Raw genomic sequence first — 21,517 nt, 5'->3', positions numbered from 1 at the left:
ATGCATACCGGACAAGCTACTTAAGATTCAAGGATTTTCAGGATTTCTTCTTCTAACCTTTTATCACCTATCTCTTCAACCCTCTGGAAAATAGGCTCTGCAATTTTCAGAAGCTCCTCAGATCTCTCCCGAATAGTTTTCAAAAGTTGGCTATCTTTGCCACTGCCATAGTTGGAGATTAAACCGTTATACTCCTTTATTTCCTGAGGTTCTAAACCGTGCGCCTTAAGGAACTTCTCGAGGAATCTCGAAACTCTCCGTATGAAACCCTCTTCTGCAGGAGAAAGAGAAGATGTGCCAATCCTATCCTTGTATCTCTTCGAGATAAACAGGTAAGGCTCTTCAACGTGTTGATAGCCACTTGTTGTATTTCCTTCCAATCTCAAGACAAGGTACCTAAGATATTCAACGAGATAGTTTTTGTATTCCTCAATATTCAGGCGCTGTTTTCTCATCTCAATAAGGGTTTCATTCATTAGTTTTGCCTGCTTTTTTGCCTGTTCTGTTGCTTCCGCAGTAGCCATTGCTTGAATGGCAACAACACCTGCCATTAAAATGTTCGCTATGACTAATATGAATTGCAAGGTAGTGTCATTTTGTGTTTTAGCACCAACCCACGCCCCAATAATTGCAATATAAACAAAAAGCACTATGAGGGGAATCACTACCCATGTTTTTGTGTTAGTATTCAATGTTACCACCTCACGGCAGGTGGCCGCCTTCTTTTCCTTAAGACCTTCCTTCCAAGATACCTCTCAACTTGTGAACACACTCAAGCGCCCTGATGCCAAGGTAGCCCTGATTCCGATCCAGAATGGCCTTCAAGCAGTTCTCTTCTATTTCATATAATAAATCTAACAACTTCGACTTGGTCTGAATATCCAGCTTTCTGAGATCCACGTCCCCCTTAACAAAGTGCCTGAGCTCAGAATACCCAACAGGCATAGAAGCTTCCTCTTCGAGCAATATGAGGATACCCAAGCACTTATCGATGAAGGCCTCCATATCAACCTTACTTATCCGACCCTCGATTATGATCTTGGTCTCCTCAGAGACAATGCCCCTGCTTTCTGGCTTTACCTTCCAGACCTTAAACCGCACCTTCAGGGCACCACCCATCTTCTTGAGAACCTTCTCGTCAAAAGGCAAACCGGACATGGTCTCAATCTCAATCAGAGTGCCTGCAACAACCTCCTTGCCGAGCAACTGAGACTTTATTATCTCCTCCATGCCATAAACCTGAACAGTCGGCTCGTCAGGAATCAAATACACCTTCTTAGCAACCACTTTCTCGGTAGTCTCAATATGCTCCGGCAATTCTTTAGGTTCATCCTTCTTTCCAAACAACGGCACCGCTACCGCCCCCACCAAGTTAATTTCTTCCGATTGCCGAGATTGCTAAAACAAAAAGGATAGTGCTTAACACATGAATCCCAACAGTTCCAAGATTTTTAGTGCATAGTTGCTGTGCCCATCATAGCACCAAAGATTAGCATTGTTATGATTAGTATTATAATGTAGAACACTATTCCTGCCGTGAAAAACCCAAGCCCAAATCGGAATCCATCACTAAACGTCAGCTTTTTCTCATCCGGCATGGATATCACCCCTATGATTTCTTAATGGGATTATTACAATCATATATAAGAAAGTTTCGGCTTTTGTCCGCAGGAAAACAATCAAAAAGCTCGAATAAAACGCAGTGACGCAAAATTCCAGCAAAGGACTATGACCGCAGTCTTAATATCGACCTCTGTCCATTATCACAATGGTGGGCCATGTTGGGACAAAGTGGGCCTAAATATAGCGGGGCTCTCAATGGAGATAAGCCCGAAAAGAGGCGAAAGACGCGCGTTCATTTGTACCTTGATGAAGAGGTGGTCGGCGGTCTTAGGGAAGAGGGCTTTAACATCTCGGCCCTCGCAAATAAGCTCCTTAGAGAGCATCTAGAGAAGGTGAGGCGCATGGAAGCTATTATTTCGGAGAATGGCGGGCCCGGCGGGATTCGAACCCGCGACCTCCGGCTTAGAAGGCCGGCGCCCTATCCTGCTAGGCTACGGGCCCTCGGGTTAGTGGTTAAGGGGCGCTCTTATAAAAGTTACGGTGGGAAGAAAAGGGAAGAAGAATTCAGCGCCTCCTCCTAAGGAGGAGCGGCACTATGGCAAGGCCGACTATCAGGGCCGGTCCGCAGATGCCGGCGTTATCAGTTTCCCCGCTGGTTTCGGTGGTCGTCTTGCCGAGTATCTCGTCAGCGCTCTTGCCCTCGACCATGAGCTCGGTCCACTGCTTGAGCCAGGCCTCGTAGTTCTTCTCTATCTCGGCCGGGTCAACGGTGACGGGCTTGTCAACCTCAACCGCGTACTGGAAGACCTCAGGGAGCTGGACGTTCTTGTTGACGGGGTACATCCACTGGTTGACCGGAAGCTTCTCCTGGGCTTCCTCGCTGATGAGGAACTCTATGAACTTCTTGGCGAGCTCTGGGTGCTTGGCACCCTTGACTATTCCAGCACCCTCGATCTGGAGGTAGTTGCCCTCTTTGAATGCGACGGCACCGATGTTGGTGTTGTTCTCGTAGTAAACGGTTGCAGCAGGGGAAGTCGCGTAGCTGAGCACGAGCGGATACTCGCCCTTGGTGAAAGCTCCCCAAGCTGCGCTCCAGCCCTCGACGATCTGGACGTCGTTCTCCTTGAGCTTCTCCCAGTAGTAGAGCCAGTCGTCGCCGTAAACGGCTATCGTCCACAGGAGGAAGGCCATTCCCGGCGAGCTGGTCCTCGGATCCTCGATGATGAGCTTGCCCTTCCACTCGGGCTTGATGAGGTCTTCGAGGCTGGTCGGCGGGTTCTGAACCATGTCCTTGCGGTAGTTGATAGCTATGTATCCGTAGTCGTAGGGTGTGAGGTGGAAGGTTGGGTCAAACTTCTCGATTATCCAGTCAGGGATAACGTCGGCGTTCTCTGGCTTATATGGTTCGAGAACGCCTGCATCTATAGCCTTGGCGAGGTAGCTGTTGTCTATGCCGACGACGACATCAGCCTGCGGGTTGTCCTTCTCGAGGATGAGCCTGTTGAGGACCTCTCCAGCGTCACCTATGAGGACGAGGTTGACCTTAACACCGTACTTCTCCTCGAATATCGGAACTATCTCCTTCATCCACCACTCTATGCTGTCGTAGGAGTAAACAGTCAGCTCTTCCTGGGCAGCAGCGGGCTTTGGAACCGCGAAAAGCCCCACAAGGAGCACTACTAGGAGTGCGATGCCAAGTTTCCTCATCGAACCACCTCCAAATACTCGGTTGTGATTTTCAATAATGTGGTAATACGATGCCTAATAAAGCTTTGCCTCCCAGAATTGTGACCTTGAAAAAGTTCAGATTAAGTGAAAACATTAAAACGTTGAACGTTAGGGGAGGCTCACTCCCCCAGTAGCAGCTAGGTAAAGGAAGTAGCAGTATATCGCCAGCAGGACTCCACCGGTTGCTCTACTCACTCTGCCCGTGAAGCGGAGCGCTCCCGTCAATATGCCCATGACAAGAAGCGTTAGCGGGAGGATAAAGGTATATATAGTTTGGTCAACCCTGATTGGGTTTATAAGCGCCGCAACTCCTATGACCACAAGCATGTCAAGGATGTTGGCACCGATGATGTTGCCCACGCTGATGTTGGGGAGCCGTTTTATGGTGGCCATTAGGGAGTTAGTGAACTCAGGCAGGGAGGTTCCTATTGAGACCATCGTAAGCCCTATAATCACTTCGGGAACACCGAAGGCCCTCGCGAGGGTGACGGCGCTGTCAACGACGAGTTTCGCACCAGTGACAACGAGCAGTCCGCTCCCGAACATTATAAGCGCGTCCCGCTTTGGATTTCCGCGCCCTCCTTCCGGAAGCTCTTCCAGGGTCATGTGCTTCTTGTAGAGGTAGTAGAGGAAGCCGAAGTAGATGAGTATCAGGCTCGCGCCGTCGAGCCTGCTTATCGTGCCGTCGTACATGAGCAATCCGGCGTAAGCTGTGACCACTATCATGAAGAGGGCGTTCTTCCAGGCGGTTCTCTCGACCTTAAGCGGACGGAGGAGTGATGAGACACCGAGGATAAGGGCTATGTTGGCGAGGGCACTCCCTATGGCATTTCCGAGGGCGATGTCAGGTTTTCCCTGATAGGACGATATCGCCGAGACTGTGACCTCGGGCAGGGTCGTCGCTATGCTTGCCAGAACGAGCGCTATAATGAACTCACTCACCCCAAAGCCCTTGGCCACCCTCGAAGCGGCCTCAACGAAGAAATCGCTCCCCTTGATTAGAAGGGCGAGTCCCACAATGAACATGACTATTTCAACTACCACTGCCCTCACCAGAGTAGGCTGGGAAGAGTCCTTAAAAGTTATTTGGCTCCGTAGCCCCCGTTCCCCTTGCCCTCCATTTTGATGACGTAGTCCGCAGCATTCTGGAGGGCCACCGAAAAGCCGGGCTCAACTCCAATAACTATCGTCTCCTTCCCCTTGCGCTTGGCCTCATTAATTATCGGCAGAAAATCAGCATCTCGGGTCGCTAAGGCTATTACCTCGACGTCGGAGTTGTATATGAGCTCCATGGCTTCTATGGCTATTCTCACGTCGGTGTCGCCGGCGACTATAATCGGCTCAAGCCCCTGATTGACCACAGCCTCTATCAGCCCCTGGGGCGCGTACTGGTTGAGGACAACCTTTGCAACGCGGATTTTGCCGATCCTTTCCAGAGCCTCGACGATGTCCTCCAGCTTTATGCCGAACTCCTTCCTGAGGATGTTGGGCCCATCGATAATAAGGCCTATACTCTTCTTGCTCTTTGGCTTTGCGGGCTTTTCCTCGACCTCCTTCTCGCCGCGCTTAAGGACCTTGAAGAGAGTCTCCCTCATCCTTCCTCACCATTCGGTGTCAAGATTATCGTGTAATCGGCGGCATGTTTGAGGGCCGCGCTGAATCCCGGCTCTATACCTATGACTATCGTCTCCTTGCCCTTCTCCTTTGCCTTGAGTATAACCGGCAAAAACTCCGCGTTTCTAGTCGCCAAAGCTATGACGTCGATGTTCGGGTTGTATATCTCCCTCATGGCTTCGACTGCGAGTTTTACTCCAGTCTCGCCGGAAACCACAACTACTTCAAACCCCTGGTTGGAAACGGCCTCAATTAAACCCTGAGGAGCGTACTGGTTGAGTATGACTTTAGCAACCCTGAGGTCGCCGATGTCCTCCAGAACGTCCACTATGTCTTCCAGTTTTACTCCAAACTCCTTTCGGAGAATGTTTGGGCCGTCAATAAGCAGCGCTATCTTCTTACCCCTGCTTATCTTTCGCCTCATCATTCCGATACTCCGCATCCCCTCCTTTGTTATCGATACTATCTTCTCCCAGTTGCTGCCTGACATAGCTGTCACCGCTGAGATTGTTCATCACTCAAGCTACCATTGTGATACCACCTTACCTACGGGATAATCCTATAAAAATGTTGATTCTCTTCCCTGGAAAAATTTAAAACTGATGAGAATAAAAAACACCACTAGAAAGGGGCGTATCAGGGTGAGAGAGATGAAACTTTTAGTCGTGAAGAAAGTTGAAAGTCTAGGAAAGGTTCCGCTTAAATGGAAACTTACAACGCTCCTTCTTGGGATCACAACTGCCTTAATGGCACTCTTTGCAGTGTACACCATCACGGGCGGCAATTTTGATGACAACGGAATAACCGGTGCCGTAGCGGGTATAAGTGCCGCCCAGCTCATAAGGCCAACGATAGAGAAGCTGAAAAAACACATATTCAAGACCTACGTTTCCCTAGTCTTCCTCAACACGCTCCTCACGGCGCTCATAGTGAACCACTTCAACTTACAGCCTGAGGGCACGCTCCAGTTCATGGGGGCCTTCATAGTGGTCTACATACCCCTCTCTGTCTTTGATTACAGCCTGATAAAGGCCGTCGGCAGAATATCGGAGAACAGACAGAACGGCGGGGCGGAATGAAAGAGAACAAGGAATAGCCAAGGACAAACAAAAGACTGAGAACCAGAGCCCGGTCACAGGAGCCGCTTGTAGTAGTACCAGAGCCCTCTGATTATGTCGCGCACCTCTATCATGGTGAAGGTCTCGGTTCTGTCGATGAGCTTGGCAGTCTCTTCCCAGCTGTGGGCCTGCAGGACGCGGTAGATGAGGAGCTTTATCTGGCGCTCGTCGAGGTAGGGTTTCATCCAGCCATCGAGGAAGTAGAGCTTGACGATGGGCTTAACTGCATCAACGACAGTATCGTATGTCAGAACCTTACCCGTGAAGGCGTCGAGGCGCTTCCTCTGGACCTCGGTCAGGTGTATGGGGTAGTCAACGGCCTCTCCAAAGGGACTCTCAAAGAGCCAGCGGGCTATCTCCGGTTCGAGGTCGCGGTGGGTGTCGCCCAGCCACTCGGTGAGCCTTATGCGGAACTCGTCATTGGCCTTCTTTATGAGCTTCTTGGCCTTCTCACTGAGGGGCTTAAGGACTATCGCCGTGAACTCACCGCTGACGGGGTTTCTGGCAGGGCTGAGGTGGACCACCGCAAAGCCGTTCCTAACCCAGAAGCGGACGAGCTCCTCGCTCGCTCCAAAGCCCGAACCTATCCAGTCAAGGCCCTTCTTTCTCGCCTCCTCTTCGAGCAGCTCAAGAGCCTTGCTTCCAAGCCCCATATCCATCGCATCTGGATGGGTGGCGATTCTAACTATCCTGTAGCCTTTCAGCTTGGCGAACTCCTTCAAATAGTGGTGCTTGACCATCATGTCCGGAATTATGTTCCCACGGGGCTTGTAGCCCTTTGCCATCTTATCTATGACCTTCTTCGGAATGTTGCCCTCCTTGGCTATCTGTATCGCCGTGACTATCTTTCCGTTCTTCAGGCGGAGAACGCGGGCCTCGTGGTGTGGGGCATCGGCAAGTAAAGCTACATCGCTCGGCCTGTTGCGGTAGTGGGCGAGGATGTAGATTCCAACGAAGTTTCTGAGGTCTTCCCTGTCGTTCTCGAACCAGTCGTCCAGGTCAGGCTCCTCGAAGTAAACCTCTTTCTTCTTTATCAGCTCGTAATCCTCGTCGGTAAGCTCGACCGGCTCGGCATCAAGGAGCAGAACGTCGAAGAGCCACTTCTCTATGGGATCGCCCTCGGCGTAGCGTATCGGCTCGTCCATGTGGAGCTCCTTGAATTCCCTCTTTTCGCGGGCTTTCTTGAGGAACTTGACCGAGAAGCCCCTACCTGCACCTTCATAGCCGTGAATCGTGGAGGAGTACACAACGCGCGGCTTGTTCAGATACTTGTGGAGTATGGGCACATGGATTCCGGCGGCCTCGTCGAGGATGTAGAGGTCGGCGCTCTTTCTGTAGCCCTCGGTCGGCGGATAATAGCGCAGGCCTATCTTCCTCGCGTAGAGCTCCTTTATCAGACCCTTCTCCTCAACGACGTGGGGCTTGAAGCCGAGCTTCTCAAGGGCCCTTTTGGCGAAGCGGAAGAGGCTCTGCACGTTCTCGGGCTCGGGAGCGGTGACTACTATCCTCGTGCGCTTCTTAAGTGCCAGGGCAAGGCCTATCGCCGCTATTCCAACGGAGACGCTCTTACCCCTGCCCCTGTCGGCGGTGAGAACGACCATACCCTCGTTCTCAACGAGCTCTTCGAAAGCCTTCAGGACTTCAACTTGACCTTCAGTTAAGGCCATCTCGTAGAGCTCGCGCGGGAAGATAGTTTCTTCGGGAATATCGATGCCCTTTCTGCCCTTTATCTTGGCCTGGCTCTTGTTCCGTTTGGGCTTCTTCCTGGCCTTCCCGTTCTCGGTGATTATGTAGATGCCATCGTGCTCCGTGAACTTTCTGATTAGACGCCTGTTGAAGCGCTTCTTGACGTCGTCGATGGTGTACGGGGGGGTAACAAGACTCTTGTGGAAGCCCGTCCACATGTTCTTCCACTTCTCGAATGGGTGAGCCAGCACGAATATTAGGCCGCCTCCCCTGACCGTCTCGATTATTCTTCCGAGGTCGTTGGGGGAGTAGTCGTAGCTGAGGTCAAGAACGAGGAGGTCGTAGGTTCTTCCGAGTATGTCCCGGGTGTGCTTGAAGGTTACGGCTTTAATGTTAACATCAGAACCGGCCAGAACGTCGAAGTGCTTTCTAAACGCTTCATAGCGCTTCCTTCCGAAGGTTTCCTCTCCGAGGGCATCGGTGGCATAGAGGACCTCGATTTTATCCTCGCTTTCATCGCGGAGACGTTTCTTCTTCAGCTCGTCTATAACGTCGCTCAGAACCTTGGCCGAGGCTCCCGCGAGAATTCCGGCCAGCTCGGCCTTCCTCAGGGTATCTCCTTCGATGACGATCATTCTCCGGTGGAACTTCTCCAAAGCTTGAGCAAGGGCCGTCTCGGTGAGCTTGAGAACGGAGTCCTTCACCTTCTCGCCCTTGGCGTAGTCTCTCACTTCCTTGTCAAAGCGGACCTTGACGGTCACGGCCGTCACCTCCCAGAGAAGAGAGGGTAGGAGGCTTAAAAAGGTTAGGAGGTTCAGAGAGTCTCTCGATAATCATCGAAACGCTAAGCTTTTATACGAAAAGGAACTAAGATATTCGGTGGTTCTAATGGCGAAAGGTTTGACCGAGAAAGACCTCGGAAAGTTCAAGCTCGTCGGCAACATCGACGCTTTTGGCAGGAAACTCGTCTTCCAGGTCACGGAGATAAGCGTGGAGAAGGACGACTACTTCTCAAGGCTCTACCTCTATGACGGGCGGAAGATCAAACCCTTCACCTCCGGGAAGAAGGACGGGAACCCGCGCTTCTCGCCGGACGGAAGGCTCATAGCTTTCACCTCGAAGCGGGACAAGGAGAGCAAGGAGGCCGAGCTCTATGTCATACCCACGGACGGCGGCGAGGCGAGGCTTCTCACTAAATTCAAGTACGGGATAAAGGATCTCCGCTTTACCGAGGATGGAAAGAGCATAGCCGTTATTACGCCTATAGATATCGAGAAGAAGCCCAACGACGACGTCCACGTTATTAAGGAGATTCCATACTGGTTCAACGGCGTCGGCTGGGTCTACGGGAGGAGGAGCGTTGTCTACCTCCTCGATATCGAGAGCGGCAGAAAGAAGCGCCTAACTCCCAAGGAACTCGACGTCGGGACGATACGCTTCCACAAAGGGAAGCTCTACTTCACCGCCCAGGAGGACAGGGAGAAGAACCCGAGGGTGAGCGACCTCTACGTCCTCGAGGGCAGGAAAGCAAGGAAGCTGACGCCCGGAAAGTGGAGCGTTCAGGACTTCATCCCGCTTGACGACGGGACGTTCATCCTCAAGGCAAACACCCTTGAAAGGGGCTTCGCCACGAACACGCACATCTACCACTACAATCCCGAGACAGGAGAACTGAGGAAGCTCACAAAGGATCTCGACCGCGCCGCATACAACTCCCTCAACTGCGACGTTCGCGGTGCTCAGAGAGCTGAGCTGGTTCTCAAGGACGGCTGGATCTATTACGTTGCTACCGATGGCCCAAGGGCGAACCTCTTCAGGGTTAACCTCGAGGGCAAGATTGAGAGAGTTATCGGCGGCGACAGGAGCGTGGAGAGTTTCGCCATCGGTGATTACATAGCCTTCACCGCCCAGGATGCGGTAACTCCAACGGAGCTCTACATATTCAGGAACGGGAAGGAGAAGAAGCTAACCGACTTCAACGGCTGGATTAAGGACTACAAGCTCTCGAAGCCCGAGCACTTCAAAGTTAAGGCCAGCGACGGCGTTGAGATAGACGCATGGATAATGAAGCCCGTTGATTTTGAGCCTGGCAAAAAGTATCCAGCCGTGCTTGAAATCCACGGCGGGCCGAAGACGGCTTACGGCTATTCCTTCATGCACGAGTTCCACGTTTTGACGACCAGGGGCTTCGTCGTGATCTTCAGCAACCCGAGGGGAAGCGACGGCTACGGTGAAGAGTTCGCGGACATTAGGGAGCACTACGGAGAGCGCGATTATCAGGACATCATGGAGGTCGTTGACAAAGCCATAAAGCGCTTCGACTTCATCGACCCCGAGAGGATAGGTGTCACCGGCGGTTCCTACGGCGGCTTCATGACCAACTGGATAGTCGGTCACACGAAGCGCTTCAAGGCGGCAGTTACTCAGCGCTCCATCTCGAACTGGGTGAGCTTCTTCGGAACGACGGACATCGGCTACTTCTTCGCCCCGGACCAGATAGGCGGCGACCCGTGGAATAACCTCGACGGCTACTGGGAGAAGAGCCCGCTGAAGTACGCTCCCAACGTCGAGACGCCGCTCCTCATAATCCACTCGACGGAGGACTACCGCTGCTGGCTGCCGGAGGCGCTCCAGTTCTTCACCGCGCTGAGGTATCTCGGCAAGACGGTGGAGCTCGCGATATTCCCGGGAGAGAACCACGACCTCTCAAGGGGTGGAAAGCCGAAGCACAGGGTCAGGAGGCTGGAGCTTATAGCCGAATGGATGGAGAGGTGGTTAAAAAGAGAGTAAACTTTAAAATATACAACACAACAAGCAATTAAACATGAAAATTGATATTTCCTCCTATACTTTTTATCTCAACTTTATGACGATAAAAAAGAATATAAAACTCATTGTCAAAAACGCTGAGCTTGCTGGAGTCTATGCATTTATTATAGTACTCACTGGTTTATTTTTTAGAATCTCCTGGGCAATATTATCCGGTCAGAAGATATCTCTGAAGGAAATAGGTGATTTTAGTTCGCTCGTTTATCTGTTCATTGCATCGTTCTTTCTTACATTTATGTTCGTTTCAAAAATTCCAGGCGTTATATACATACTGGATATCATTTTTGGAGCATCGTTGTACATTTCAATACTTTCTCTTCCAATATCTTTAATTATCCGAGATCATAGCATTAGCAATATTCTAAAAAATTTGGTGGTAATATTGCTTTTGGCATTTTATCTTGTTGATATTAAGGAGGATACCAAGCCAAAACGCCCATCTAAATTTCGCGCAAAGCCTCCAAGAGGGTACAACCCCACATAATCCCTACCCAACATAACTCTCTCCGTTCCTCAAACTTTTACGAGAAAATGAAGAATCCCCCGAGATAAAGTGGAGTGAGGTGGCCAGAAAAGCAATAGTCAAGTATCTTGCGAAAATCGAGGCCGAGGAGCTCAGCTCGGACGAACTGCTCTCCCTTCTCGGTGAGGACTTCGGGAAAGAGCTCGAGAGCACTCCAGATAGACGTTCTTTATCTCCTGCCGTCCACCGCCGTGGGGTTTTTAAAGCCCCGACTGAAATGAGAGCCCATGAGAGCATACATCCTAGCCTACCCAGAGAAGCGCTGGGAGAACTACACGATACCAGTAAACGACGAGCCTGTGGTAAAGCTTACTGAAAGGCGGCTTCTGATGAGCAAGCGCATAGACGATGTAATAACCATCGTGAGGAAAGACAAGCTGAAGCTCTATTCCCTTCATGTCTCAAATCCCCTACCAGTCAAAGGAAGGAACAAGCTCGAAGCCCTTCTAAACGCCCTTCCATCCAGGGAGTCAATATTTCTCGCCGAGGGCAACATGCCCCTCATAATGCCCTTCCTGGTGAATTACCTGACTGGTCTCTTCTATGAGAACGAACCCGAAGCCTTAATTCCGGTCTGGCGCGACGGGACTGCGGAGATAACGCACGCCGTCTATGAATCCGACGCGCTGAAGGATGCTATAGAAGCAGCATTGGCAGAGGGTTACAAAAGCCTGAGTAGAATAACGGAGTTCCTCGACTATGAGCCCGTCTCTATCGAAGAGCTTGCCAAGAGAAACCCGAAGGTTACGTTGAGCTTCTTTAAGGTGAGAAACCAGTTCGACGTCCGCTTTGCAGAGGAGACGCTGAGGAAGCTCTGAGCCTCAGATTTGCTGGAAATTTTCCAAATTTTTGTAAAAATTCTTAAATAGTAGCAAGGACTATAATATAGTAGGGTGGGAGTTCCCAAAAGTTCTTCTGCTCGGTTCGGACCATAAAGGAGAGATAATTATGAAAAAACTCTTAAGCGCAGCGATATCGCTGCTTATTCTGTTTAGTGTGATGGGCCCCTTCGGCCCGGGCATGGTTTCTGCAAAGCCCATTAGCGATTATAACGTACTGATCCTGAAAAGCGTCGATGCCTGGAATTCACCTGCAGTGGAGAACACGCTCACGGATATGGGGGTACCTTACGACGTTATGACCTCGGGAGAGCTGAAGAACAAAACTGCCCAAGAGCTAATCGAGACCTACGATATGATAATCATTGTCAGCGACCAGCCGCAGGCATTCTACGACGACCTCGGCACTCAGATGGACAAGCTCGAGGAGTATGTGAGAGCCGGAAGAACCCTCGAGATACATGCCGCCAACTGGGGATGGCACGGAGGGGTATGGACAACACCTCTACCCGGAGGAGCGGAGATAGTGCAGGATTACTCAAGCTACGATTATCTGATAGCCAACGGCACAACTCTGGTGAGCAGCTACGCGAGCCACGGCTACTTCATCAACCTGCCAGCTAACGCGGAGATAATTACAGTTCAGGCACCCTCGGGAACCCCTGATTATAACAAACCGAGCACAGCGATCTACTCGCTGGGAAACGGCAAGGTTTTCGTGACCGGACTAACCATAGAGTACAGCGTCGCAAGGAAAGGTCCGGAGTGGGAAGCATTCTTCAGGGAAATGCTCATGAACAACTTGGGCTACTCCCAATTCGTACCAGTTGCCCCTGTTATTGTCATTGGAGGGATCGACTTCATGACATTCAACTTCTACTACTACATCCAGTACAAGCGGGCGCTTGAGAAGTTCAACACGATGTACAGGGAGGCTGTGGCCGGAGGAATGGACAACGAAACGCTCGGGCTCGCTATTACTCAGAACGACACCGCAGCAACTTACTATGCGAACGCAAGTAGATACGGTCCCGTTGTTTCAAACTTCCCCGAGTTTACATCTTCATAGACTTAAGGAAGGCCGCACTGCACCAGAAGCAGGCAGTTGGAATATTAAAAGAAGCAATGGAAGACTGGTGACTTCTTTTCACCCTATTTCCACCGCTTTTCTGACCCTGTCTGCTATCACAATGGCAACAGCGGCTTTAACTGCATCCACTGGCAGGAATGGAGTGACGCCGAGAAGGAAGGCCTTTTCGAAGTCCCCTCCCATGAACAGGCCGAGCCTCAGCCAGCCAAGGAGGTATATAATCCCAACTCCCAGGATGGAGCCGATGGGCATTCCTCTTCTGCCAAGCCTTTCAGTGAACAGCCCGGCAAGATAGGCCGCTATGGGAAACGCTACTATGTAGCCGCCAGTCGGGCCGTAGATGACCGTGAAGCCACCATTGAAGTTGGCAAACACCGGGAGACCAATTGCCCCCATGACAACGTAGACCAGCTGGCTCAGTAATCCGAGCCTCGCTCCGAGAACGAGGCCGCTGAGGAGGACGAAGAGCACCTGTAACGTAATCGGTACAGGACCGATTGGAATGCTTATTTGGGCACCCACGGCCGTCAAAGCCGCGAAGAGTCCAGCGAAGGCAACCTCCCTGCCCCTCATGCTACCACCTTAAAAAGCTTTTAAACTCGAAACTTGAAAATTCCCCGATGATTGAGGTTAAAAATCTTTGGCATATCTACGAGAACGGAAAGGAAGCACTGAAGGGCATAGACTTCAAGATGGGCGAGGAGGTAGTGGCCCTAGTCGGTCCCAACGGCTCCGGAAAAACAACCCTGGCCAAACACCTGAACGGTCTGCTCAAGCCGACAAAAGGGGAAGTCATCGTTGACGGCATGAACACCATGGAGCACACGGTCGCGGAGCTTTCACGCGTTGTAGGCTACGTCTTCCAGAATCCGGAGCACATGTTCTTTGAGGAAAGCGTTTTTAAGGAAGTCGCCTTTGGACCAAAGAACCTCGGGCTGAGTGAGGAAGAGGTAGATGAACGTGTGAAATGGGCTTTAAGGGCGGTTAATCTGGAGGGTTACGAGGAGAGAACGCCCTACTCTCTGAGCGGCGGTGAGAAGCAGCGCCTAGCTATAGCCTGCGTTCTGGCGATGAAGCCGAAGTACCTCATCCTCGACGAGCCGACGACCGGTCTGGACGCGAGAAGCTCGGAGAGCGTCGTCAACGTGATAAGGAAGCTCAGGGGAGAAGGCCATGGAATTCTGCTCATAACCCACGACATGGAGCTCGTTCTTGAGCTTGCCGAAAGAGTGATGCTTCTTAATGATGGAAGGAAGGCTTTCGATGGTTCAGTAGAGGAGTTCTTCTCTCTTAACCTGCACGACTACGGCCTTGAAAAGCCTGAACTTCTAAGGATCAGCGAAAAGATTGGAGCCGGATTTGTGAGAAGCGTGAGCGAGCTGATAGAGGCTCTGGCAGGTGGTTCTCGATGATGTACTCGTTCTACGTCGAGCGCGACTCTTTCCTTCACCGCCTCGATCCACGCGTTAAGATAATCGGCACGGTAGTAGGGATAGCTGTTATAATGCTCTTCAACGATCCCACCTTTCTCGTCCCGCTGTTCTTTGTTACCCTCCTCTACGGCCGCCTGCTGGGAAAAGTTGAGATAAAAGAACAGCTCCGTCTCCTGAAACCTCTCCTGCCTATAGTTATCATAACCATAATAGTCTGGCCACTGATCTACAAGCCGCGGCTGGTGGGACTCCTCTTCGGGCTCTCATTTGCCTTCAGGCTGCTTACCTTCGGTTTGCTGACCTTCATCCTGCTCATGACGACCCAGCAGAGAGAGCTCATCCTCGGCTTCGTCAGGCTCGGCATGCCCTACGAGTTCGGGCTGACGATTTCAATAGCACTCCGCTACATCCCGACGCTGTACCTCCTCACGAGGAACATCATGGACGCCCAAATGGCACGCGGCTGGGAAATGGAGAAGGGCAACTTCATCGTCAGGACGAAGAGAATGACTGTCGTCCTGATTCCACTTCTGGTCGCTTCGCTCAAGACCGCCCACGAGCTGAGCATAGCCCTTGAGAGCCGTGCTCTGGGTGCGAGTAAGAAGAGAACGTTCCTCTACGACATCAAGATGAGTGGAAAAGACTACGCGGCAACTTTTGTCGTCGTTCTCCTCTTCGCGCTGGCACTCTACGTTAGATACGGTCTTGGCCTCGGCCATGTGAGGATATACGGCTAAAGAAGGGGTTTGACGAGGGAATCAATCGGTATCGAGTGGTCGCCAATGTTTGAGACAAACTCGGCTGGGGCCTTCAGAACCGTCATGTTAAGCCTGTAGTGGCCGCGGTAGGAGTTTGTTCTCAAGACGGCAAGGGATTCGAATATCTCCGGGAGGGTGTAGAGCGCGCGGAACTCGCCGGGTAAGTCGAGTTCGTTCAGCTCAATCGTCGTATGTGTCAGTACGAGCATCAGACCCTTTCTATCGACGGTCTTTCTTAGCCCCACAATATTCTCGGCCGTTCTGTTAAGGAGCGTTGGAAATAGGGAAACGACCACTAGGGAGTTGTCTTCAACGAGATTCAAAGCCTGAAGAAGCTCGTCCATTGAGTAGACGTTGCCGGTGTAGAGGTTGGAAACGTCCTCAACTAGGCGCTTGAGCACTTTAATCGAGAAGGAACTGCCGGGCCCAACATGGTAAACAGGGCCGCTGGGGAGGGAATTGGCCACCAGATGGTACAGAAAAACCGTGTTGGCGAGTTCGTCAGTTGAGATTATCCCGGCTAGGCTCCCCTCACTGAAAGATAGGGGAAATTCCTCGAAGGGCTTTACTTCCCTCGATTGAACCTCAGCCGGTTTGAAAAACATAGGCATCGTACAATATAGCGCGCTCGGGATATTTATACCTTTCCGAAAAGAATAAAAGTCAGAGGGTCACGCCAGGGCAACCAGACCGAGAAGCACGAGGATTCCCACCACCATTACCTCTATTATCGCCGCCAGAATCCAAGCCAGAAACGCCCTGATCCAGTCGGTGTTGAAAATCGTCTTAATGACCCACACATAGGCCAGGATAAGTGCCACTACTGCGAGAAGGACATTCATGGGGGCTATCCAGATAAGCAGCACTACAACCACGGCGTACGCTATCGCTCCAACGATTCCGCCGCCAACTATTGCCAGCATCGCCTTAAGCGTTGAGGCCTCTTTTATCCCGACCAGATGGGCCGCGAGCGACAGAAAGAACCCTGCTATGAACAGGGAGAGCAGGAAACCGAGGAGAGACACGGCCCCGAGTCCATATATAAATCCATGCCCGTAAGGCATGTCACCACCTCCAGATTTGTTTTTCCTTGTCGAGACTTATTAATCTTCCCAAAAGACCTTTAAGCGCGGGAAGTTATTCCAGTACGGTGGGTAAAATGCTGGAGTCGCTGTGGAACTTCATCTACCAGTACTTCATCGAGCCGATGTACACGAGGAGCGGCTACAACCCCTACAACACCCTCGTCTATGCCCTCCTGCTCGGCTTCGGAATCATATACTCATATAAGTATATAATCAAACCGCTCAAAATCAGGGTCGATGAGAGGCTTTTCTTGGCTGTCACGCCCATGGTAGTCTTCGGAGCAACCGTTAGGGCGCTGGTCGATGGGGGCGTTCTCCCCAAGAACCCGCTCATTCTAACGCCAGGGATATTTTTCACGGCCTTCGTCCTCATAGTCCCTGCCCTCGTTGCGGATGCCAAGCTGAAAACCTATCCAAAGATAACAGTCGCCTGGGGGAGCATTCTAGCTCTGTGGGCCAACTATCTGCTTATAACCAACGTCAAAAGCTGGGAACCCTATGAGCTGACCCTAATTCACACAGCGGTCAGCTTCCTCGCGGTTTTTGCCTTCTATCGCTGGAAACCCTTCGAGAGGCTCTACCTCTACCCTGTTCTTGCCCACTACTTCGACATAGCCTCAACGGTGGTGGCGATTCACTTTTACGGATACAGGGAAGTCCACTGGCTGGAGAATATCCTAGTCACCCACTTGGGGGCCTACTTCTACTACCCCTGGATAACCTTCATCCTAGTCATCGTCTACTACGGCCTTAAATACCTCGTTCCAGATGAGGAAGAGCGCTACTTCTGGTACTTGGCCATCTACATCCTCGGCCTCGGCCCGGCAATAAGAGATCCAGCCCAGCTGGTGTTGCAGATAGGCTGAGCTCTGGATCTCCCGGTTTTATCTTTGCAGAAAGCTGAAGTCAAAATCCAAAGGAGAACGGTTATCCTTAAGGGCAGTCACTGGCGATAACCGCGCTCCCGTGTTCCCGTTTGAGATCGTCTATCTAAAGCTCTCCCCTCCTCAATCTCCCTCCTGAGAAGCTTTGCCTCGTTCTCTGTGCTCCTCACTCTGAAAATCCTTGCTATCCTCTCGATGGCTTCAAGCTTTCTGACTATTCCGTCGAGCCACGTGAAGACGTCGCCAGGATAAACTACGAGACCGTAGACCTTCCTGAAGTGCTCTGCTATCTGGGTTGGGTGCTTACCGTTCCTCCTCAGCTCGATTATCAGGTTGCTAACGCGCTCCATCGCGTAGTCGGTGCAGTCGTCCTCGGGGCACATGAAGAACTCCTGATAGATCGTGAACAGCCTCTCCGCCGCGTTGGGGCTGAGCTCGGGGATGACCTTATCAAGCTCTTCCAGAATCGACGCAAAGCTCGGCGAGAAGACGTTGGCGCTCAGCCTTCCGCGGACCGCTCCTTCAAGCTCTCTCTGGAGCGTTCCGCTCAAATACAGGTTCTCGAAGGGGAGTAGCTTGAGGGCTATCCACTGGGCGGGCTTCTTTCCGAGGTTGCCCCTTATGAAGGTTGCCTCCTTAGGCAGGAGGAAGCTCATGCTCACGGCCCTTCCGTAGGGGGTGACATCGACGAGGGAGCCCTTAAGGCGGATGAAGTCGTACTCCTCCAGTTTCTCTAGAACCTTCTCGACGCTCTGGTTGGCGCCGAGGCATTTACTTTGCACGTCCTCGATGACGTCAAGACGATTGAAGACGCAGGCGTGGGCGAGAACGTTGTCCTGTTCGAGCTCGTCGCTCCACTCAACGATGACGGGCTCAATTGGAGCGGTAAGCAGCTTGAACGCAATCTCGTCCTCGGAGTTTTCCATCTGAGCCGAGTACTTCCTTCCCGGCTCCACGATTAGGTAAACCTTGCCCTTTTCGTGATAGAGCGGCCTTCCAGCGCGGCCGAGCATCTGGTGGAACTCCCTTACTCTCAGCCACTTGTTGCCCATGGCGAGACTCTCGAAGATGACCTGCGAAGCCGGGAAGTCGACGCCTGCCCCAAGGGCGGCTGTGGTAACTACAACGTCGAGTATCTGAGCCTGAAACTCCATCTCGGTGAGCTTTCTCTGTCTGTAAGGTAAGCCGGAGTGGTAGGGCTTCGCCTTGAGCCCCTTACTCGTAAGGTAAGCGGCAAGCTCGTGCGTCCTCTTGCGCGAGAACGTGAAGACTATGCTCTGACCCTTGTAGCCCTGCCGCGACTTTCTACTCGCCTCAGCACGGCAGAGATTCGCTATATGCCTCCACTTCTCGCTCTCGTTTCTGACAATGATTATGTGCCTTTCCAAATCGACGGGCCTTTCGTCGTAGAGGACGAGCTTAAGCCCGAGCTCTTTGGAAAGCTCCTCAGGATTACCTATGGTGGCACTCAGGCCTATGAACTGAGCATTAGGATAGAGCTTCCTCAAGCGGGCTATTAGGCCATCAAGCCTCGGTCCGCGCTCCTCGTCGTCGAGCATGTGGATCTCGTCTATCACGATAGTCCCGACGTTGCCGATTTTTCTGCCTGCCCTCAGCAAGTAGTCGATACCCTCATAGGTTCCCACTATGATGTCAGCATCTATGCCAGTATCTACGACGACTAACTCATCCTTCGTCTTTATCCTGCTCATGCCGACCCTTATCGCCACGCGGAGGCCGAGCTTGGAGTAGCGCCTCTTAAAATCTTCATACTTCTGATTGGCTAAGGCGACAAGAGGGACGAGGAAGAGCATCTTTCTACCTTCCATCGCCTTCGGAACGCCCGCCAACTCACCTATGAGCGTCTTGCCGCTGGCAGTTGCAGAGACCACGAGTAAGCTCTCTCCCTCTAAGAGCCCGCGCTTTATAGCCAGGCTCTGAACGGGAAGGAGTTCGCTAACGCCCTCTGACTTGAGAACGGATTTAAACTTCTCGGGGAGATTCAGCTCGTCCACCTTGAGCCTCTCAACCCTTACGTGCTTGGCTTTGAGCTCATCCCATTTGGTAACCTCCGGATGCCTCGTTGGGTCGAAGCGGGGGTCAAAGGCGTAGAGAACCTTGTCAAGATCCTTAAAGCGTTCGAGAAGCTTTTTCGCCTGGTCAAACATGGCCACGCTCTTGAACCTGAAACGGAGCTCCCTCTTTAGCTCGTCCTTGGCGCAGCGCTCACAGATGTACTCGTTGTGGTATTTTATCCTGTTTCCTTCGGTCAAGACGGTGATTTTACCCTCGAAGAGGCAGAGGCGACAGAGTTCGGCCTTCTCAACCCTCTTGTTCTGAAGCCGCCTTTTGAAGTAATCCTCCCACTTTTCGGCGTTTACCAAGACGATTCTGGCCTGCCGGAGAGCCTTCTCGATCTCCTTTGGGTTTCTGTACTGGCTTCCCTCCAGAACTTTGAAGAGCCTGTCGTCGCGCATGATGAAGCGGTAAATCCTGTCAGCCTTGAGGTTCCTCATTGCTGAGAGCTTCTCGGGCTCGTTCTCGATGAAAAAAGCTTCGAGCTCGTTCTTCTTTCTTCCTGGTCTGATGACAAAGAGCATAGCTATCGCCCCGGCCAGCCGTCCACTCATCACGCCTCAGCGTCTTACCTACTCATTGGCCACCCAGCACTCCTTGAAGGTGTCGATTATGAGTGTTACCTCCACCCGTTCAAGGTTCTTCCCAAAGTGCTTTTTCAGCATTCCGGCGAACTCCTTAACCTCATCGGTATCGTGAAAGCTCGCCCTTATGAGTATCTGCTTCTCGCCGCTCCTACGGTATAGGGCTTGGACGTTCTCAAGCTTTGCTATTCTCCTGAGGATCACATCAACGTTCTTGTCGTCTATCGAAAGTTTGAGTTCAAAAAGGACCTGAACGAACTCATCGAGGAAAGCAGGGTCAATTATGGCAGAATAACCCTTAATAGCGCCGAGCTTTTCCAACTTCTCCACCCGGTTCTTCACGCTCGCCGGGGATAGTTTAACCCTTCTCCCGAGCTCTGTGAGGGTTATCCTACCCTCCCTCCTCAGGATTCTGAGAATTTCTTTATCCTTTTCGTCTATCCCCGGCATGTCGCTCACCAAAAGAAAAAGGGAGTCAGCGGGTAATCTTTATCTCCCTCATGAGCTCGAGAGGCTCTGGATGCTTTTCGAAGTAGTCCCTGACCGGCTTGAGCAGCTCAATTAGGTACTCAGCCACTGCGTTCTTGAGGTCGAGCGGATGAAGCTTTCCTTCAGCGAAGTCCCTCTTGAGCTCCTCAAAGGTCGTGTAGGTAACGTCGCCACCAAACTTGGCCGGCCTGTGGATTGTGAACTCCGTCGGCTCCTCGCGGAAGATGATGTACTCAGCCCAGTCAAGAACGGGGTTGTACTTAACCTCCCTGGCCGGACAGAAGGCCTTCCTGAGCTTCTGCTTGATCTCCTCGGGAGTGTCGTGGATGAAGACGGCCGAATAAGGCTTGCTCTTGCTCATCTTCATCTGGGTCTTGAGCTCCTTGTACTGCTCCTCGCTCTCTATCGGCCACACCGGCGGCTCCTGAAGGCCAAGCAGGAGGTGGTGGTGTAAAGCGACAGGCTTGAGTTTCTCGCCGTTGTGCTCTATCGCATGGTACTTGAGCTTCTGAGCGACTTCGATAGCTATGACATGGGCCTTCCTCTGATCCATTCCGGCGTGTGCTATGGTGACGCCCTGGTAGAAGATGTCAGCCACCTGCATAGCGGGGTATATGAGCTTGGCAAAGTCTATGGCCTCTCCCATCTGGCGGCCCATAATGGTTATGGAGCGCATCATTCTCGCTAGGGTAACGTTCTTGGAGATGTCTATAACCGTCTGCCAGTAGTCGCCCTTCTCAAGGATTTCACTCGCTAGCACGAATTCGACCTTATCAGGGTCGCCGCCCATGACCTTTATACTCTGCTTCATACCCTCCTTGAAGTACGTCAGAGCGACTTTCTGGATGATCTCCAAATCGCCGCCGAGCTTGTCGTTTATCCAGCTGTGCCAGTCGGCAAGGAAAATCCTCGTCTTTATTCCCGCTTTCTGAAGATCTGCTATCTTGGCACCGGCCATCAAACCAGTTCCCAGGTGAATGTAACCGCTTATTTCAAAGCCGATGTAGTGCTGCATCGGGGCACCTATCTCCAAAAGATGTCTCAGGTTCTCAACGGTCAGTAGCTCCTCCGTGGGCTTCTTGGTTATCAGCTCTATCTTCCTCCCTATGTCCATGCTCACCACCTAAAGCCAGAATATCCTAAGCCTTTAAGGACTTTACGGAAGTTTTTCAGGCCTGTTAAAGTTCCGATTCATAAGATTTATAACTCTCCACGCTG

At 51.8% G+C, this 21,517-nt stretch carries 22 protein-coding genes and 1 tRNA gene; 8 read left to right on the top strand and 15 right to left on the bottom strand.

Annotation, left to right across the window (positions count from 1 at the left end; translation table 11 throughout):
- Positions 1-20 precede the first annotated feature (20 nt).
- From E3E32_RS01055 to E3E32_RS01020, 8 genes are all read right to left on the bottom strand, one after another.
- On the bottom strand, positions 21-665 hold the full coding sequence (locus E3E32_RS01055) for a hypothetical protein (protein ID WP_167729817.1): 645 nt from the start codon (positions 663-665) through the stop codon (positions 21-23).
- Between the two features lie 64 nt (positions 666-729).
- Complete coding sequence (locus E3E32_RS01050; protein ID WP_167729816.1) at positions 730-1,353, bottom strand: hypothetical protein; 624 nt, start codon at positions 1,351-1,353, stop codon at positions 730-732.
- A 98-nt stretch (positions 1,354-1,451) separates the two neighbouring features.
- Positions 1,452-1,598, bottom strand: a complete 147-nt coding sequence (locus E3E32_RS01045) for a hypothetical protein (protein WP_167729815.1) — start codon at positions 1,596-1,598, stop codon at positions 1,452-1,454.
- Between the two features lie 389 nt (positions 1,599-1,987).
- Positions 1,988-2,064: transfer RNA gene (locus tag E3E32_RS01040), tRNA-Arg, on the bottom strand.
- 63 nt (positions 2,065-2,127) lie between these two features.
- Positions 2,128-3,270 carry a thiamine ABC transporter substrate-binding protein gene (locus E3E32_RS01035; protein ID WP_167712194.1) on the bottom strand — a complete coding sequence of 381 codons (1,143 nt, stop codon included), beginning with the start codon at positions 3,268-3,270 and terminating at the stop codon, positions 2,128-2,130.
- Positions 3,271-3,399: 129 nt separating this feature from the next.
- Positions 3,400-4,335 carry a calcium/sodium antiporter gene (locus E3E32_RS01030; protein WP_167712198.1) on the bottom strand — a complete coding sequence of 312 codons (936 nt, stop codon included), beginning with the start codon at positions 4,333-4,335 and terminating at the stop codon, positions 3,400-3,402.
- A gap of 38 nt (positions 4,336-4,373) precedes the next feature.
- Entirely contained in the window at positions 4,374-4,886 is a 513-nt protein-coding gene (locus E3E32_RS01025) for a TIGR00288 family NYN domain-containing protein (RefSeq protein WP_167729814.1), read from the bottom strand.
- Positions 4,883-5,395 (bottom strand): TIGR00288 family NYN domain-containing protein, encoded by a 513-nt coding sequence (locus tag E3E32_RS01020; RefSeq protein WP_012571926.1) that lies wholly within the window; start codon positions 5,393-5,395, stop codon positions 4,883-4,885. Before E3E32_RS01020 ends, E3E32_RS01025 begins: the two co-directional genes overlap by 4 nt.
- Before the next feature lie 160 nt (positions 5,396-5,555).
- Here E3E32_RS01020 and E3E32_RS01015 point away from each other — a divergent pair, with 160 nt between their 5' ends.
- Positions 5,556-5,984: a hypothetical protein gene (locus tag E3E32_RS01015; RefSeq protein WP_167729813.1), complete on the top strand. Its 429-nt coding sequence runs from the start codon at positions 5,556-5,558 to the stop codon at positions 5,982-5,984.
- 53 nt (positions 5,985-6,037) lie between these two features.
- Here the strand turns inward: E3E32_RS01015 and E3E32_RS01010 are convergent, their stop codons facing one another.
- Positions 6,038-8,470, bottom strand: coding sequence for a tRNA(Met) cytidine acetyltransferase TmcA (locus E3E32_RS01010; protein ID WP_167729812.1), 2,433 nt, complete (start codon positions 8,468-8,470; stop codon positions 6,038-6,040).
- A 127-nt stretch (positions 8,471-8,597) separates the two neighbouring features.
- Between E3E32_RS01010 and E3E32_RS01005 the strand changes: the two genes are divergently transcribed.
- The 4 genes from E3E32_RS01005 to E3E32_RS00985 all read left to right on the top strand — a co-directional run bounded on the left by E3E32_RS01005 (position 8,598) and on the right by E3E32_RS00985 (position 12,969).
- Entirely contained in the window at positions 8,598-10,499 is a 1,902-nt protein-coding gene (locus E3E32_RS01005) for a S9 family peptidase (protein ID WP_167730862.1), read from the top strand.
- A 34-nt stretch (positions 10,500-10,533) separates the two neighbouring features.
- Complete coding sequence (locus tag E3E32_RS01000) at positions 10,534-11,022, top strand: hypothetical protein (protein ID WP_167729811.1); 489 nt, start codon at positions 10,534-10,536, stop codon at positions 11,020-11,022.
- A 266-nt stretch (positions 11,023-11,288) separates the two neighbouring features.
- On the top strand, positions 11,289-11,879 hold the full coding sequence (locus tag E3E32_RS00990) for a molybdenum cofactor guanylyltransferase (RefSeq protein WP_167729810.1): 591 nt from the start codon (positions 11,289-11,291) through the stop codon (positions 11,877-11,879).
- Positions 11,880-12,009: 130 nt separating this feature from the next.
- Positions 12,010-12,969, top strand: coding sequence for a pyrolysin (locus E3E32_RS00985; protein ID WP_240910535.1), 960 nt, complete (start codon positions 12,010-12,012; stop codon positions 12,967-12,969).
- 78 nt (positions 12,970-13,047) lie between these two features.
- Here the strand turns inward: E3E32_RS00985 and E3E32_RS00980 are convergent, their stop codons facing one another.
- Positions 13,048-13,563, bottom strand: coding sequence for a biotin transporter BioY (locus E3E32_RS00980; protein WP_167729809.1), 516 nt, complete (start codon positions 13,561-13,563; stop codon positions 13,048-13,050).
- 47 nt (positions 13,564-13,610) lie between these two features.
- On the opposite strand from E3E32_RS00980, the gene E3E32_RS00975 reads away from it, so the two are divergent.
- A complete protein-coding gene (locus E3E32_RS00975) occupies positions 13,611-14,402 on the top strand; it encodes an energy-coupling factor ABC transporter ATP-binding protein (RefSeq protein WP_167729808.1) in 792 nt (263 codons plus the stop codon).
- Entirely contained in the window at positions 14,399-15,160 is a 762-nt protein-coding gene (locus tag E3E32_RS00970) for an energy-coupling factor transporter transmembrane protein EcfT (protein WP_167729807.1), read from the top strand. Before E3E32_RS00975 ends, E3E32_RS00970 begins: the two co-directional genes overlap by 4 nt.
- On the opposite strand, the gene E3E32_RS00965 is transcribed toward E3E32_RS00970, so the two are convergent.
- Positions 15,157-15,792, bottom strand: coding sequence for a hypothetical protein (locus E3E32_RS00965; RefSeq protein WP_240910534.1), 636 nt, complete (start codon positions 15,790-15,792; stop codon positions 15,157-15,159). The genes E3E32_RS00970 and E3E32_RS00965 overlap by 4 nt on opposite strands.
- 60 nt (positions 15,793-15,852) lie before the next feature.
- A complete protein-coding gene (locus E3E32_RS00960; protein WP_167729806.1) occupies positions 15,853-16,245 on the bottom strand; it encodes a hypothetical protein in 393 nt (130 codons plus the stop codon).
- 95 nt (positions 16,246-16,340) lie between these two features.
- Between E3E32_RS00960 and E3E32_RS00955 the strand changes: the two genes are divergently transcribed.
- The gene (locus tag E3E32_RS00955) at positions 16,341-17,132 is read left to right on the top strand and encodes a DUF63 family protein (RefSeq protein ID WP_167730860.1); all 792 of its coding nucleotides are present in this window, start codon (positions 16,341-16,343) and stop codon (positions 17,130-17,132) included.
- Between the two features lie 77 nt (positions 17,133-17,209).
- Here the strand turns inward: E3E32_RS00955 and E3E32_RS00950 are convergent, their stop codons facing one another.
- Genes E3E32_RS00950 through E3E32_RS00940 form a run of 3 tightly spaced genes read right to left on the bottom strand, consistent with a single transcriptional unit; the run spans position 17,210 to position 21,413 of the window.
- Positions 17,210-19,750: a DEAD/DEAH box helicase gene (locus E3E32_RS00950; RefSeq protein ID WP_167730859.1), complete on the bottom strand. Its 2,541-nt coding sequence runs from the start codon at positions 19,748-19,750 to the stop codon at positions 17,210-17,212.
- 48 nt (positions 19,751-19,798) lie between these two features.
- Positions 19,799-20,260 carry an Lrp/AsnC family transcriptional regulator gene (locus tag E3E32_RS00945; RefSeq protein WP_167729805.1) on the bottom strand — a complete coding sequence of 154 codons (462 nt, stop codon included), beginning with the start codon at positions 20,258-20,260 and terminating at the stop codon, positions 19,799-19,801.
- Positions 20,261-20,285: 25 nt separating this feature from the next.
- Complete coding sequence (locus E3E32_RS00940; RefSeq protein WP_167730858.1) at positions 20,286-21,413, bottom strand: tyrosine--tRNA ligase; 1,128 nt, start codon at positions 21,411-21,413, stop codon at positions 20,286-20,288.
- Positions 21,414-21,517 lie beyond the last annotated feature (104 nt).

This window comes from Thermococcus sp. GR6, assembly GCF_012027415.1.
GTDB classification, from domain to species: domain Archaea; phylum Methanobacteriota_B; class Thermococci; order Thermococcales; family Thermococcaceae; genus Thermococcus; species Thermococcus onnurineus.
This window is presented reverse-complemented; position numbering and strand designations above follow the sequence as displayed.

Excerpts from the sequence above, each read along its gene's own strand:
- E3E32_RS01045 (WP_167729815.1), bottom strand. The coding sequence starts at position 1,598 with ATGCCGGATGAGAAAAAGCTGACGTTTAGTGATGGATTCCGATTTGGG.
- E3E32_RS01035 (WP_167712194.1), bottom strand. The coding sequence starts at position 3,270 with ATGAGGAAACTTGGCATCGCACTCCTAGTAGTGCTCCTTGTGGGGCTT.
- E3E32_RS01025 (WP_167729814.1), bottom strand. The coding sequence starts at position 4,886 with ATGAGGGAGACTCTCTTCAAGGTCCTTAAGCGCGGCGAGAAGGAGGTC.
- E3E32_RS01020 (WP_012571926.1), bottom strand. The coding sequence starts at position 5,395 with ATGTCAGGCAGCAACTGGGAGAAGATAGTATCGATAACAAAGGAGGGG.
- E3E32_RS01015 (WP_167729813.1), top strand. The coding sequence starts at position 5,556 with ATGAAACTTTTAGTCGTGAAGAAAGTTGAAAGTCTAGGAAAGGTTCCG.
- E3E32_RS01005 (WP_167730862.1), top strand. The coding sequence starts at position 8,598 with ATGGCGAAAGGTTTGACCGAGAAAGACCTCGGAAAGTTCAAGCTCGTC.
- E3E32_RS01000 (WP_167729811.1), top strand. The coding sequence starts at position 10,534 with ATGAAAATTGATATTTCCTCCTATACTTTTTATCTCAACTTTATGACG.
- E3E32_RS00990 (WP_167729810.1), top strand. The coding sequence starts at position 11,289 with ATGAGAGCATACATCCTAGCCTACCCAGAGAAGCGCTGGGAGAACTAC.
- E3E32_RS00985 (WP_240910535.1), top strand. The coding sequence starts at position 12,010 with ATGAAAAAACTCTTAAGCGCAGCGATATCGCTGCTTATTCTGTTTAGT.
- E3E32_RS00980 (WP_167729809.1), bottom strand. The coding sequence starts at position 13,563 with ATGAGGGGCAGGGAGGTTGCCTTCGCTGGACTCTTCGCGGCTTTGACG.
- E3E32_RS00975 (WP_167729808.1), top strand. The coding sequence starts at position 13,611 with ATGATTGAGGTTAAAAATCTTTGGCATATCTACGAGAACGGAAAGGAA.
- E3E32_RS00970 (WP_167729807.1), top strand. The coding sequence starts at position 14,399 with ATGATGTACTCGTTCTACGTCGAGCGCGACTCTTTCCTTCACCGCCTC.
- E3E32_RS00965 (WP_240910534.1), bottom strand. The coding sequence starts at position 15,792 with ATGCCTATGTTTTTCAAACCGGCTGAGGTTCAATCGAGGGAAGTAAAG.
- E3E32_RS00960 (WP_167729806.1), bottom strand. The coding sequence starts at position 16,245 with ATGCCTTACGGGCATGGATTTATATATGGACTCGGGGCCGTGTCTCTC.
- E3E32_RS00955 (WP_167730860.1), top strand. The coding sequence starts at position 16,341 with ATGCTGGAGTCGCTGTGGAACTTCATCTACCAGTACTTCATCGAGCCG.
- E3E32_RS00950 (WP_167730859.1), bottom strand. The coding sequence starts at position 19,750 with ATGCTCTTTGTCATCAGACCAGGAAGAAAGAAGAACGAGCTCGAAGCT.
- E3E32_RS00945 (WP_167729805.1), bottom strand. The coding sequence starts at position 20,260 with ATGCCGGGGATAGACGAAAAGGATAAAGAAATTCTCAGAATCCTGAGG.
- E3E32_RS00940 (WP_167730858.1), bottom strand. The coding sequence starts at position 21,413 with ATGGACATAGGGAGGAAGATAGAGCTGATAACCAAGAAGCCCACGGAG.